Here is a 13,275-nt window from a genome sequence, read left to right on the forward strand (position 1 = left end):
GTATAATATGTACTACATATATACATAAAATTTATTGAGAGATGGAGCCGATTTCAATGTTTGAGCAAGCTATCGAAAAAAAACGTGAAAAAATGATCTATTTTGCTGAACGCTACGGAATGACTTCTCAAAAAACAGTAGATTGTAGCCAGGAATTGGACAGGCTCTTAAATGTTGTTTGGCCTATACATACAGATTGCACACATACTCAAATGTTCGAAACACATACGCAATAACGTATGTGTTTCTTTTATTTCGAAAAAATACACATTTTATTGAAAACGCCCATACAATAGTAGAAAAGAAAATTTTAAAAACGAAAGGTGTTTTGTATGCCAGCTATGGTCGGACATATTCGTATCGTTAACATTGGATCAAGTGGTATTTTTCATATTGGAGATGTATTTGCGATTAGGCCTATTAGTTATTCACGCGCTTTTGCCGGAGCCGGTTCATTTAATGTTGGGGATAACGTCTCTGTCTACAATTATCAAAGCTCAACGACCGTCAATGATTCAGATGTAATTGATCAAGCAATAATTGGTTCGAACTAAAGGGGGCGATTGCATTGAATTTTTATGTGAACCAAAGTATCATCATTAACAGCATTAGAATCGATAGCATTACGACCTCTTCCGTTTTTCAAATTGGAACTGCAGGTAGTATTAAAGCTCTTTCTAAATTCTCAAATTCCGGCGGATTTACAGAACCTCTTCGTCCATTACAGGCGAAAGGACAAATTATTTCCATCAAACCATCAACTAGTTCTTCTTAAGGTATCCTTGTCATAAATATATAGCAGGAATATATTTCCCCTCCCTATTGAAAAGGAGGTTTCACAAATGAATCAAGATATATATACTTACCTACACCAACTTCAACAAGCTCTCCAAATACAGCAGCAAACTATTCTAAATCTTGAAGAGCAAGTTCGCCTACTACAAGAAGAGCTTAATGAGTTAAAAAGTCGTCCCTCCTCTTCTATAGGAAAAGTGGAATATAAATTTGATCAATTAAAAGTAGAAAATTTAAACGGCACTTTAAATATTGGCTTGAATCCATTTTCATCAAAGGGGCAACAAATTGAAGATTTTCAAGCGGATACAGAAACATTAAAAGTAAATCCTGAAACAGAAACAAATCCAGACTTTTATCAAGGTATCCTTCAAGAAATGCATCGCTATTTAGATGAAGAAGCATATAGTCGAATTCTCCATTTTGAACAAGAAGAGAGAACGCCGCTTGATGAGATGTATCGACAAATGATGGTGGATGACATAAAAAAACAGATGGAACATAGACTTCCGTATTATTTATCACAAGTTCAATCATATGAGGGTATTTCCTCAGATCCCGATTATTTACGAGACGTCATTATTCAAGCAATGAAACAAGATATTGACAAAGCCTTTCTTTCCTTTATTCAACACATACCAGGCAATTTCCGAAAGGAGTAAGTATGTATGAATTTAAATGTTGTGAACCGCGAGTTAAAAGTAGGGCAGATTAAAATGAACGGGGTTTCTTCTTCCGCATTATTTTTAATTGGAGATGCTAACCTTCTCATCCTTTCTTCTATTCTTGATACGCCATTCGAATCCGTTACAGAGGGACCATTTGTACCATTAGTAACAGATGTCCCTCCGACTCCAGGTTGAGGAGAGGAAAAATTATGCTCCGTCATACTTCAGTTGTACAAAATGTTTCAATCATTTCTATGGGGGTTGCAGCCGTCTTCCAGGCCGGGGATGCTAATCAAATAGAATTAAAAAATAGAGCGATTATCGTTCACCGAGAAATCCCTTGTTATATAAAAGGGGAAGGTCGTTTTGATGCGTTTGAAATCTTTACAGATGAGTACATTACAATTCCAAAGCGAACAACAGATGTAAAACTAAATATTGTAAATGAGTGCCCTTTTATTGAAGTAAATGATGTTCACTTGCGAACGCTTTTAAATTCCGCGTGCTTCCAAATCGGCAATGTTGACTATGTTTTTAATAATTCTCGCACGCTACAAATCCGCCAATTTATTACTGATGAACCTTCCTCTAAATAATTCATATAGTAATTAAAAAGCTTAGTAAAGTAGGTGGATGGTATGCCTTCGGTTGTAGGAAATCTTGTCGTTCAAAACAGTAACGGCTCTTTCAACTTAGGAGATTTTTATAACGTGTCTCCGAAAGAAAATACGAAAGCTTATAACGGATCCGGGGCTTCCAATGTCGGATTTGTCGTCAACACTTTTAGCGGCGTTAGCGCAACAAATACATTTGATTCGGACGTTGCAGACCAAGATCAAATTGGAACAGCGTAAAAAAGAAACAGCTTTAGCTCTATTTTGTGTAGAGCTAGGGCTGTTTCTTTTAATTTTAACATCTTACATATTTACGTTTGAACCCGAGTCTTCCTCTATCAAGTTCTTTATGAATACTTTCGTAAGCATTTAGAAAACTGCTTTTTTTGTTGTCCCGTTTTAGCTCCACTATGCCTACTTCCTTTGCAGTTTCAACTGCCTTTTCATGTAGCGGCACATATGAAATCCCCACAGTGTTTAGAAAATTATTCATAGCGGATTTCGTTCGTTCTGGCGCATCGTGAATTGTATTTTTCACAACTTCTAGCATATTGGTAATCTTACTTTCGGAAAATTCATGGTCTTTTCGATTCCCTAAAAGCCAGCAGTAGCAACTCCATCCCGCTGACATTCTTAGTTCGTCACCACTTGCAATCCATTTATCAGCAACGTCTTGTGCAAAATCTGATTCTGATAAAGTTACTGCCACCACATAATCGGACAGCATATAAAAGTACGCCCCATCCATCCAACGATCAAAATCCGATTCGTTCATAGTTTTTGGATCTGCAATAATGCCTGCAAAGTACATCGCATCATAGTTACCTGTAGCATAAAGCTCTTCAGCTAAACTTTGATTGATTTTTATTTTCTTCGCGATTGGTTTCATAACACCTGTAGCTACGCCAAAAAGTGGCTCCTTTGCACCATTGGATATGTATATTTTTTTAGTTCGTTCCTTACTGAGAGTTTCAAGCTCTTGCATTACTGTTTCAAAATCCATCGTGTTGCACTTCCTTCCTTAATATTATAATCAATTCGCTTATATTCTTGATCCATCTTTTAAATCGTTTTGTCCATCGATTTACGATTTTCAAAATGGGATTTCGTTATACGCGTTTATCTAGCTAATTAATACCGATTATAAAAACTAATCATTAATGAAGATGCTACTCCCCGCTAATGATTAGTTTTTTTATTTAAATGATAATCCCTTATCTTCTAAAGCCGCTCTCAATTTAGGTAAAGATGCTGGCCCTATACCGTGCAGTTTCAAAATTTCTTTTTCACTATACTTTGAAAGTTCTTCTAAAGTATGAATTCCATGGCGCTCTAACGCTCGCCTTGCTGGTGCTGAAAGAAGAGAAAGAAAGCCTTCTTTTGGCTTTCTCTCTTTCTCACAGGTTGGGCAAGTTGGACAATCGCTACTTTTGTAGTACTCATGTCCTTGATCACAAGTTCTTAACGTCGCCATAATCCATAACCTCTTTCTAAGCTCTATTCGTCAATATTTACAACATGATTTCCATCAAAGAAATATAAACATTTCTCTTTCACAGGATGTTTTAAGCTTTTCTCGAGTGCTTTCGCATATAGTGAAAGCTGTACTTTGTATCGGTCTTCTAAAATTGGTTTCGCTTGATCAAATCCGCCTGGGAACTTTCCTTCAATCGTATCTGTTTTAAAGTCGATTAAAGTAATTCCGCCTTCCTCTTCGATCATGCAGTCGATAACCCCTTGGACAAGTATTGATTCGCCTTTCTTCCCTTGCCAATCTTGATACGCTTCTTCTGCTGAAAGCATCATCGTAAATGGTACTTCTCGCTCAACACTTTTTGCTGCTAATACCCTTTTACCTAAGTCACTGTCAAAGAATGAAATTACCTTTTCAATCGCTATTTCTTCAGCTTGTTCAAATGTTAATAGTTCTTTATTTACCATTCTTGCAATTTGTTCTTGAAGAACTTCAATCGTAATTGGTTTCTTCAAATCTACATGCTGCATAACGGCATGGACTGCTGTCCCTCGCTCTGCGTATGTTAGCCCTTTTTTCTCCATAAAGCGCGGACGTGTTTTAATTGGTGCACGAAGTTTTTTAATAAAGGCGTTATCGCTACCTTCTTCAGATTGATAATTTCTCTTTATTTCTGTAACAGACTGTTTCGCACGGTGAGATGTCGCGTCCGCATACCCGTATTCCCACATTAATCTGTCGTACACTTCTTCTTTCCGTTCACTTTCTAACGGAACAGCTTTTTTCTCGCGAAGCGCTTCTAATAACTCTTGTTTCTCTTCTTGAACTGGTTCTGGTGCAAGTAAATCTTTTCCTTCAACAACTTCTACTTTCCAGCTAGCACTATATTCATAAATTTCGCCTGGAATATTTCCTTGTCCTAATTCAAGAAGCCTTTCACTATCACGGTGTCTATATAAGGAAGGTGCAATCCAGTCTAAATAACAAGACGCTCCGGCACGTATATGGTCTGGTAATAACCATTCACTATGCTCCCTTGCATCGAGCCATTTTTCCATTTCTTTATTGGCATCTTTAACCGTTCCAATTAAAATTAACTTCTCTTTCGCACGCGTTAACGCTACGTATAACACGCGCATTTCTTCCGCGATTAATTCCATTTTCATTTTACGCTTAATTGCTAGTTGCGATAATGTCGTATATTTAATTCGTTTACGAGGATCGATAAATTGTGAACCGAAACCGAAGTCTTTATGCAGTAAGAAACGTTTCATTAAATCTTGTGTATTAAAACGGCGACCAAGTCCAGCTACAAATACGACTGGGAACTCTAGCCCTTTACTTTTATGAATCGTCATAATGCGAACAACATCTTCTTGTTCTCCGAGGGCTCTCGCCGTTCCCATATCATCTCCGCGTTCTAAAATACGCTCAATAAAGCGCAAGAAGCGGAATAATCCTCTAAACGATGTTGCTTCATATTGTCTTGCGCGGTCATATAGTACGCGTAAGTTTGCCTGCCTTTGCTTTCCGGCTGGTAAACCGCCGACAAAGTCGTAATAGCCTGTCTCACCGTACACTTTCCAAATTAAATCAGAAAGAGATTGTTGACGCGCAAATTCACGCCACCCTTGCAGTAAGTTATAAAACCACTCTAATTTATCATGCAGTTCTTGTTCTTCTTCAAGCGGCGCTCCCTTTAAGAATGAGCTCATCACTTCATAAAACGAGCCTTTCTTTCCATGAGCACGAAGCGTCGCAAGTTCTTCGTCATTTAGTCCAACGATTGGCGAACGAAGTACAGCTGCAAGCGGAATATCTTGCATCGGATTATCAATGACGCGGAATACGTTCATCATAATATTTACTTCTGTCGCTTCAAAGTAACCAGTCGCAAGGTCAGCATATACTGGAATTCCTTGTAGCTTTAACTCTTCCATAATTTGCGGTGCCCACGGCATGGAGCGAAGTAAAATAACGAAATCACGATATTGCACTGGGCGCATACTATCAGTTTTACGATCATACACTTCATAGCCTGAATCGACCATTGCTTTAATACGCTGCGCCATAAGACGAGCTTCAAGCTGTGCTTTTTCTACTTCTGCACCTTCTTCTCCGTCTTGCACTTCTTCCTCAGTTTGCTGAATACATAATAGCTCTGCCGCTACATCTTCACCTTCTGGATAGCTAGCACCTAGCTTTAATTCAGCGTCAGCATCATAATCGATTTCTCCGACTTCTTCGCCCATAATTTGTTTGAAAATAAAGTTCGTACCTGCTAGCACTTCATGACGGCTACGGAAGTTTTTCGCTAAGTCAATCTTCATTCCGCCGCCCGATCCTTCTTGTGTGAAACGTTTATATTTTCCTAAGAATAAACCAGGCTCTGCTAGTCGGAAACGATAGATTGACTGTTTTACGTCACCAACCATGAACAAGTTTCCTTCACTCTCAGAATCTTTCGTTACGAATTTAATAATTGATTCCTGTACGAAGTTCGTATCTTGATATTCATCAACTAGTACTTCAGCAAATTTATTACGATATTGAAGTGCTACTGCTGACGGCTTCATTTCACCGTCTTCACTTTGCTCGCTTAAAATTTGCAAACAGAAATGCTCTAAATCTGTGAAATCGACCATCCCTTTATCTCGCTTAATCGCTTGAAAACGATTTGTAAATACTTTTACAAGCTTCACGAGTTTTTCTAATACAGGATGCATATCTTGAAAATCTCGTAAGAAACTTTCGGGTCTGCGGCTAAATAGCTCTTCTTGTAATTTCTTCACTTCATCTTTCGCTTTATTACGAAGAGAATCTACTTGTTTTACAACATCTTCGTTGTAATCACTTTTTTTAATACGCTTTAACGTTTGCCACGATACATTTTGCATCGCTTCATAAACGCTTGTCCACGATCCACGAGCTGCTGAGGATAACGTTCCAAGTAAAGCTAAATCCGCTTGTAAAGTTTCAATGCGAGGCGCTGGACCATCAGGAAGCATTGCGAGTTCAGTCGCCTTACGAATATGCTTTTCCGCTGTTTCAAGCTGGAATTTTACATCTTCTAATAAGTAAGAAGCATACACTAAATCTTCAATCGTCTTTCCTTCAACGTCGTATGCTTCTACTAATTTATCAAGCCACTTCTCCGGGTTTGGATGCGCTCTTGATTCTGTATGAAGCGCTAAAATCATTCGTTGTAAGTCATCGTCACTACGGTCACTCGTATAACGATCAACTAGTTCAAAGAAAATACTATTATCTTCGATTCCATATTCTTCTTCTAATATGTCATCTAGCACTTCTTCTTTTAATAACTCATTTTCTGTTTGGTTCGCAATACGAAAACGAGGATCGACATCAAGCATGTAATAATATCCTCTAATAACTTGTAAACAAAATGAATGAATTGTAGAAATGGAAGCTTTATTTAATAAGCTAAGCTGCTTTCTTATATGCTGTGAACCTGGCCCATCAATTAATACTTTTTCTAACGCTTCCCCAATTCGATTTTTCATTTCTTGCGCTGCTGCATTCGTAAATGTTACAACGAGCAGGCGGTCGACATCGACTGGATTTTCCTCACTTATAATCTTTTTAATAATACGTTCAACTAATACCGCTGTTTTCCCTGATCCAGCTGCCGCTGCGACTAAAATATCACGTCCGTTCGCTACAACCGCTTTCCACTGGTCATCTGTCCATTGACTACCTTCTAGTTTCTGAGGCCAATTTTCTATCATTCTCCGCCAACCTCCTCTCTAATTTTCTCCATCGCTTCGCTATCTTTCATATCTTTTAACGTACGGAATTGGTTATCTTCAAGTGATTCATCAAATTGACAAACAGATTTGAAGTTACAGAACGTACATGCCGCTTTATTCCCCTTTTTGTAAGGAGCAATATCGATAACACCTTCTGTAATGTCTTTTCCGATATTTTCAAACGAGTGGTGTACATATTTTTGAAGTACGTTAAACTCTTGTTCACTTGCAATGCTAGAACGCGCACTAAAACTACCATCTTTTTTCAGACCAGCAGAAATAATATCAGAGCTTCCTGTTGAAAGTTTATTATCCATTAAACGCACAACGTCAGCATCTCCTAGTACGAGACCTTTCATTTTAAATTTCTTTAAAATTTCTTTCTCAATTTCTTCTTCAGATGCATCGCCTTTCATCTCAACAATCGGGTTATGAATATGGAAATACAATACACCCGCCGGTGATGCAGTATTGCCCTTTTTCATCCACGTATGTGCATTTGAAGTAACAACATCTAAATACGTTAACATTTGAAGTGCGAGTCCGTAATACACTTCTGTTAAATCTAACGCTTTCGAACTTGATTTATAATCAATAATACGAAGGAACGTACCACTCTCATCTTCCGCCTTATCAACACGGTCAATACGGCCAACTACTTCCATCTTCACACCATTTGGCAACGCAAATTCCATTGGCGGAAGAGATCCAGTCCCGCCCATACCGAACGGTACTTCTAAATCAACTGGTACAAATCCACTCGACTTCGCATGTTCACGAAGAATAAGTGACGTACGGAAAATGATTTGTTGTAGTTTTTGCTTTAAATAGAAATGACGGTTCGAACTTAATAAAATTTGTCTTTGTAATAACGGTGCAATTTCTTCTATTACTAAAGCAGAAAGGTGTTCACACTCTTTTATTGATAAATCCGCCCAAGTCCGATTTTCCCGTAATAGCTTGTCTGCAATTCTCTTCAGCGCTGCATGGAATAATTCACCGATATCTGGCGCATCAAGTTTGAAAATATCACGCTCTCTTAGCGATAAACCGTGCTGGGCAAAATGAGCGTACGCACAGCGATTAAATAGTTCCATACGAGAAACGCTTCCCTTAATTGTATCTCCATATAAATCCCTACTTACATCTGTACTTAGTTTCTGTGCACGATTTCGGTAGAATAAACTTGATAACACACGGCTACTTTTTTGCTTCCATTCATCTGAAGTAACGTAGAAGTTATATACGTCCCACCAAAAGTCTAAATTCCCTTCAAATCCGTATCGCTTCCACGTTTGCAGTTGCTGCATGACATAAGACAACGTTACTTCTGGCGTTGCTACATATGAGATTTGTTCCGAACGCGATAAGTCATTTACATCATTCGTAATAAACGATTCTTTCACATCAAGGAACATTCTTTTTATTTTTTTAATAAAACTAGAAGCAAGTAACGCCTTTCCTTCTTCATCCGCAAGCGGACAGGAAATGTATAACTTCTCAGATGCTCTCGTCACCATTTGATACATAACGAACTGTTCTTCTAATAAAGTTTGTCTCGTCGTTGGTGCTAATTCGATACCTGCAGCGGTGAGAACATTTCTTTCCTCATCAGAAAGCATACCTTCATCCATAGGCGCTGCTGGAATCACTCCTTCATTTACTCCAATAATGAACGTCGCTTTAATATCTGATAATCTAGAATGATCAATGTTAGCAACTAACACTTGATCTAGTGACGGCGGAATGTTCGCAAATTGAAGTGCCTCAAGACCTGTCGACATAACCTCCGTAAACATTGAAAGGGACATCTTCTCTTCGCCAAGCATCTCAACGAACGTATCAAGAAGATTCATCACTTCTTCCCATACTTGCTCATGGTCTGTCGCAAATAAGAAATCTCCATTTTCTTCTGCACGAACACGTAATTCTTCTAGTTTTTTCGGAACGTCAAGCTCCTCTAAAAATAAATATACCGCTTCGCACATTTGCATAACTGTTCCAGCACGCTTCAGTCTTTTTTGCATACGAATAACTGGCGTTCTTACAACGTCGCGAAGTCGATTTATTTTCTCTTCCATTTCACGCTCACTGTCTGTTATCATTTCGCTCGCATCATCAAGAGAACGATAACGACGATACATCCACGGATCTTCAGAAGTCCATCTCTTCCCTTGTACACCGTACGCTAAACAGTAGTTTTCAAACTCATCCATCTCTTCGCGCATCGCTTCTTTTCTTACATCTAATGGATATAAAAGCTCTGTTTTCACGCAGCGGAATACTGCATCATAACGCCAATTCCCGCTAATAATCTCGAGTGCAGAACGAATACATTCTACTAGCGGATGATGTGACATTGGGCGTTTTTCATCGATGAAATGCGGGATATTATAATCCGTAAATAACGTTCGCATTACGTCGTAATAACTTTCTCCGTTACGAAGAAGGACTGCGATATCTCGGTAACGATAGTCTTCATCCGCCACAAGTCTTCTAATTTCACGAGCTACACCTTCTACTTCAGCTCGTAAATTAGCTGCTGTACTAATTGTTACACTCGCTTCACCGTGATACTTTTCATTCGGACGCGCTTCATAATGCGTTTCTAAATGAGCTAATGCTGGAGAATGAAAACGCGGTTGTTCCATAAGTGGAATTGTTTTTTCAATTTCTATTTTCTCTTCACGCGCTACTTGTTTTATTTTTTCATACGTTAATGTCGTTTCATAAAATAAATCTAGTTCATTCACTGGCTGCGCTAACGTTTTTTCATCTATCGTTAATGTTATTGTTACTCTTGTTCCTAATCTCATTAGCCCTCTAACGATTTCTAGCTCTTGAGGAGAAAATGAATGGAATCCATCTATATAAATTTCCGCGCCTTTTACATACTCAGAGTCTGAAAGCTTCTCAATTAATAATTGTAAGTAGTCTTCTGAATCTAAATACTTTCCGATTAAAGCACGTTCAAAATCATCATATAGTAACTGTAAATCATACACTTTATTCGCTAGTAGCTTTTGCTCTGCACTACTGCTATGCGTGTCTAATTGTTGCCACATTTCATATACGTTAGACGGCGTCACATTGTAACGTTTAAACTCAGCAATCATACTACCAAGATGTTCAAAGAAACCGTTTTGCTCCGCTGCTTTTTGAAACACAGATAGTCCATCTTTACGAGATTCTACAATTTTACGAAGCAACATATGTACACCCGCTTCATCAATATGAAGACGACTCGCTCCGCCAACTTCTTGCAGCACCTTCCACGCTAATCGCGAAAAACTAAAAACTTGTGCCCGAATAGAACCTCTTACATCTTCGCTCCCAATTAACGCCTGCTGCGTTTGGAATGTCATCTGTTCTGGCACAAGATATAATATTGTTTTCCCTCTTGGGCGCTGTTTTAACTCTTCTTGCACTTCGTGTAAACAAAGTGTACTTTTTCCACTTCCAGCTCTACCAATCACAAATCGAAGTGACATGAAACCCCACCTTTCACTTACATAACGAACGTTAGTTTGCTATCACAATTGTATTATAGGACGATAAAAAAGACAAACATACTCGTTTGTCTTTTCCTTATACTTCATTTTATTATATCAGCCTTTTGAAAAGTTCGTTTGTACCTCTTGAATCGGCCAATATCGTAAATCAACTTTACCGACAACTGTATCAGCTTTCACAAAACCGAAGTGCCTACTATCCCAGCTACCAAGGCGGTTGTCACCAACTACAAAAATAGAACCGGGTGGTACAAACTTTTCTTTCGTTAACTCTTCTAGTTTAAAATCGCCTGTTAATTGCCGTCCATTTGTCTCTTTCTTATACGTCTCTAAATAAGGTTCATCCACGAATTGTCCGTTTATATATAATTTATCATGCTTATATTCGATATGATCCCCAGGTAAACCGATAATTCGCTTTACATAGTCCTCTTTTTTATTCGCATGAAAAACGACGACATCAAATCGATTCAAGTCCCCTACTTGATAACTCACCTTATTCACAACGAGCATATTTCCATCTTGCAATGTCGGCATCATTGACTTCCCCTCTACAACGTACGTTGAAAAGAAAAACGTTCGAAAAAATACAGCTAATAGTACACCAATTAAAATTGTTCTTACCCACTCTAGCCCTTCTTTTTTCAAAGTTTTCTTCATTCGCTTCTCCCCTCGCCCTTTAATGATGAAGCTTATCTTTACAAAGAAGACTTTTCCTAATGTAGTTCTAACTTTACTTCAATTTTTTTACCGACATACCATAAAATAAAAATAACAACGCCCACAATAACCGATTTCACCGGCTTATGAATAAATGACACTAAATCATGACCGATATACGTTAAAATAAAGATCATAACAAGCTTTCCAAATGCTAATGCTAGTCCAAACTGTTTTACGCTAATGCGAGATAAACCAGCTACAACGTTTATAAGCGCAGATGGTGTGAACGGAAAACAAAATATAACAAAGATTGGCGCGAACCCTTTTCTTTCAATCCATCCCATCGCTTTTCGCACTCTCTCATGCTTATTTACAAAAGAAAAGAAACGACTTCTTCCAAAGCTACGAATAATGAAAAATACAAGCATTGCACCAATTACTGACCCAATCCATGAATAAAGAAAACCGAACCAAAAACCAAATGCAACAGCATTCGCCAACACAAACACAATGAGTGGCAATGCCGGAATAAGCGCCTCTATCATCGGTAAGCCAATACCGAGAAGCGGTCCGAACGCACGATAACTTTCAACAATATGATCCATATTTTCTGGTGAAAAATACTCTTTGATTGTTTGAAAATCCATTCTACACTTTACCCCTTTACTCTAATTACTACCTCTACTGTATCATCGCTTAAATGAAAGAGGAAATGGTAGATACGACATATGGAGATGTATTTATTAAAGTTTCCATATCATTCGCTAGAATTCCTTCATTATTATGCTATGATAATCTTTCAATATTCGACAAGGTTTGTTGTACGTTTGGTTGTTTGAGGAACAATATTTTTTGATGATTTTTTCGGTAATTTTCTGAATACATCGACCACAATTTGATTTTTATCGACTTTCCGACAAAAACAGACAAATAAAAAGGATGAGTCTCCCCATCCTTTCCCTCTCACACTTCGCCTTCCTTCACAAAATACACTTTCTCATATGCTGGTGTTAATTTAGATTCTTCATTTTTATCAATCTCTTTAAAGCAAGGATTTCCTTGTTTTTTCTTACGATCTTCATACTCTGTCCGTAATTTCGCTGTACGATTTTGCTGATTTTCAAAGCTACTTTTTGACATTTCTAGTTTCACAGCGAAACCATTTATAAATCTAATAATAAGATTTCCATCTTTTAATTCTTTATTATCTTCAATATGAAAATGAGACAACCACGCACACTCTTTTCGAGAATAAGAATACGTAGGGAAAAAATAAAGTTGATCTGTCGGGCTAATTGCGATAGGAGCTTTATGTGTAATACGAGTTAACTCCTTCGTTCCTTCTTTTCTTCCAAAGAAACTAGAACCATGCTTCCGGCAACTTCTCTCTATAATATCAAGAGGCTTTTGAAATACGAAAAAAGAATCTTCCATTTCAACAATTCGCGTAACAACTTTCTTTTCTCCTAGAACAACAGGAAGTAAGGCCATTGTATTTTTGCTTACAACATAGTTTTCGACATAACGTTCTACTTTACTTTCCATAGTCTACTGTCTGCTACTACAAATATAGGCAAATGTATATCCTTAGAGTATGTAGTTTTTGCACGCCAAGAATATTTTTATCTATACTCGCTCTTTTGTTAGTAACAGATTTTTCACCTCTCTTTTTTTAATTTTCGATTGCTATTTAATTTCCCTTCTTCATTTCCCTTTTATAGTAGCACCTACGAAAAGGAAATGGTTTACATTCTGCGATTCTTTACAAATACTTATAAT

14 protein-coding genes and 1 pseudogene are annotated in these 13,275 nt (G+C 37.9%); 7 read left to right on the forward strand and 8 right to left on the reverse strand.

The annotated features are described in order from the left end of the window. Positions 1–56 precede the first annotated feature (56 nt). From AB3X49_RS10565 to gerPF, 7 genes are all read left to right on the forward strand, one after another. Positions 57–236 (forward strand): aspartyl-phosphate phosphatase Spo0E family protein, encoded by a 180-nt coding sequence (locus tag AB3X49_RS10565; RefSeq protein ID WP_002087032.1) that lies wholly within the window; start codon positions 57–59, stop codon positions 234–236. Positions 237–332: 96 nt separating this feature from the next. After that, positions 333–554 (forward strand): spore germination protein GerPA, encoded by a 222-nt coding sequence (gerPA, locus tag AB3X49_RS10570; RefSeq protein ID WP_001111190.1) that lies wholly within the window; start codon positions 333–335, stop codon positions 552–554. 14 nt (positions 555–568) lie between these two features. Then, positions 569–775 (forward strand): spore germination protein GerPB, encoded by a 207-nt coding sequence (gene gerPB, locus AB3X49_RS10575; RefSeq protein ID WP_001012513.1) that lies wholly within the window; start codon positions 569–571, stop codon positions 773–775. A 67-nt stretch (positions 776–842) separates the two neighbouring features. Continuing rightward, on the forward strand, positions 843–1,457 hold the full coding sequence (locus AB3X49_RS10580; RefSeq protein WP_367961923.1) for a spore germination protein GerPC: 615 nt from the start codon (positions 843–845) through the stop codon (positions 1,455–1,457). 6 nt (positions 1,458–1,463) lie between these two features. Continuing rightward, the gene (gene gerPD / locus AB3X49_RS10585) at positions 1,464–1,658 is read left to right on the forward strand and encodes a spore germination protein GerPD (protein WP_001052805.1); all 195 of its coding nucleotides are present in this window, start codon (positions 1,464–1,466) and stop codon (positions 1,656–1,658) included. A gap of 14 nt (positions 1,659–1,672) precedes the next feature. After that, positions 1,673–2,059 carry a spore germination protein GerPE gene (locus tag AB3X49_RS10590; RefSeq protein ID WP_367961926.1) on the forward strand — a complete coding sequence of 129 codons (387 nt, stop codon included), beginning with the start codon at positions 1,673–1,675 and terminating at the stop codon, positions 2,057–2,059. Between the two features lie 42 nt (positions 2,060–2,101). Then, a complete protein-coding gene (gene gerPF / locus AB3X49_RS10595) occupies positions 2,102–2,317 on the forward strand; it encodes a spore germination protein GerPF (RefSeq protein ID WP_001141570.1) in 216 nt (71 codons plus the stop codon). 55 nt (positions 2,318–2,372) lie between these two features. Here gerPF and AB3X49_RS10600 read toward each other — a convergent pair whose 3' ends face one another. The 8 genes and pseudogenes from AB3X49_RS10600 to AB3X49_RS10635 form a co-directional block, all read right to left on the reverse strand. Beyond that, the gene (locus tag AB3X49_RS10600) at positions 2,373–3,080 is read right to left on the reverse strand and encodes a DNA alkylation repair protein (protein ID WP_002087039.1); all 708 of its coding nucleotides are present in this window, start codon (positions 3,078–3,080) and stop codon (positions 2,373–2,375) included. A gap of 192 nt (positions 3,081–3,272) precedes the next feature. Further along, entirely contained in the window at positions 3,273–3,551 is a 279-nt protein-coding gene (locus tag AB3X49_RS10605) for an RNA polymerase alpha subunit C-terminal domain-containing protein (protein ID WP_367961929.1), read from the reverse strand. Positions 3,552–3,574: 23 nt separating this feature from the next. Then, positions 3,575–7,300 carry a helicase-exonuclease AddAB subunit AddA gene (addA, locus tag AB3X49_RS10610; RefSeq protein ID WP_367961931.1) on the reverse strand — a complete coding sequence of 1,242 codons (3,726 nt, stop codon included), beginning with the start codon at positions 7,298–7,300 and terminating at the stop codon, positions 3,575–3,577. Next, positions 7,297–10,812 (reverse strand): helicase-exonuclease AddAB subunit AddB, encoded by a 3,516-nt coding sequence (gene addB, locus AB3X49_RS10615; RefSeq protein ID WP_367961933.1) that lies wholly within the window; start codon positions 10,810–10,812, stop codon positions 7,297–7,299. Before addB ends, addA begins: the two co-directional genes overlap by 4 nt. 117 nt (positions 10,813–10,929) lie before the next feature. After that, entirely contained in the window at positions 10,930–11,493 is a 564-nt protein-coding gene (gene lepB, locus AB3X49_RS10620) for a signal peptidase I (protein ID WP_002011277.1), read from the reverse strand. A 56-nt stretch (positions 11,494–11,549) separates the two neighbouring features. Next, positions 11,550–12,143 carry a TVP38/TMEM64 family protein gene (locus tag AB3X49_RS10625; RefSeq protein ID WP_002011278.1) on the reverse strand — a complete coding sequence of 198 codons (594 nt, stop codon included), beginning with the start codon at positions 12,141–12,143 and terminating at the stop codon, positions 11,550–11,552. 316 nt (positions 12,144–12,459) lie between these two features. After that, complete coding sequence (locus AB3X49_RS10630) at positions 12,460–13,041, reverse strand: competence protein ComK (protein ID WP_002011279.1); 582 nt, start codon at positions 13,039–13,041, stop codon at positions 12,460–12,462. 49 nt (positions 13,042–13,090) lie between these two features. Next, positions 13,091–13,168: pseudogene (locus tag AB3X49_RS10635) on the reverse strand (RNA-guided endonuclease TnpB family protein); the annotation flags it as partial. Between the last annotated feature and the right edge of the window lie 107 nt (positions 13,169–13,275).

Source organism: Bacillus sp. C30, assembly GCF_040838255.1.
Classification (GTDB): Bacteria; Bacillota; Bacilli; order Bacillales; family Bacillaceae_G; genus Bacillus_A; species Bacillus_A mycoides.

Coding starts and splice junctions, on each gene's coding strand:
- AB3X49_RS10565 (WP_002087032.1), top strand. CDS start 57: ATGTTTGAGCAAGCTATCGAAAAAAAACGTGAAAAAATGATCTATTTT.
- gerPD (WP_001052805.1), top strand. CDS start 1,464: ATGAATTTAAATGTTGTGAACCGCGAGTTAAAAGTAGGGCAGATTAAA.
- lepB (WP_002011277.1), bottom strand. CDS start 11,493: ATGAAGAAAACTTTGAAAAAAGAAGGGCTAGAGTGGGTAAGAACAATT.
- addB (WP_367961933.1), bottom strand. CDS start 10,812: ATGTCACTTCGATTTGTGATTGGTAGAGCTGGAAGTGGAAAAAGTACA.
- AB3X49_RS10600 (WP_002087039.1), bottom strand. CDS start 3,080: ATGGATTTTGAAACAGTAATGCAAGAGCTTGAAACTCTCAGTAAGGAA.
- AB3X49_RS10590 (WP_367961926.1), top strand. CDS start 1,673: ATGCTCCGTCATACTTCAGTTGTACAAAATGTTTCAATCATTTCTATG.
- gerPA (WP_001111190.1), top strand. CDS start 333: ATGCCAGCTATGGTCGGACATATTCGTATCGTTAACATTGGATCAAGT.
- AB3X49_RS10605 (WP_367961929.1), bottom strand. CDS start 3,551: ATGGCGACGTTAAGAACTTGTGATCAAGGACATGAGTACTACAAAAGT.
- AB3X49_RS10580 (WP_367961923.1), top strand. CDS start 843: ATGAATCAAGATATATATACTTACCTACACCAACTTCAACAAGCTCTC.
- AB3X49_RS10630 (WP_002011279.1), bottom strand. CDS start 13,041: ATGGAAAGTAAAGTAGAACGTTATGTCGAAAACTATGTTGTAAGCAAA.
- AB3X49_RS10625 (WP_002011278.1), bottom strand. CDS start 12,143: ATGGATTTTCAAACAATCAAAGAGTATTTTTCACCAGAAAATATGGAT.
- gerPF (WP_001141570.1), top strand. CDS start 2,102: ATGCCTTCGGTTGTAGGAAATCTTGTCGTTCAAAACAGTAACGGCTCT.
- addA (WP_367961931.1), bottom strand. CDS start 7,300: ATGATAGAAAATTGGCCTCAGAAACTAGAAGGTAGTCAATGGACAGAT.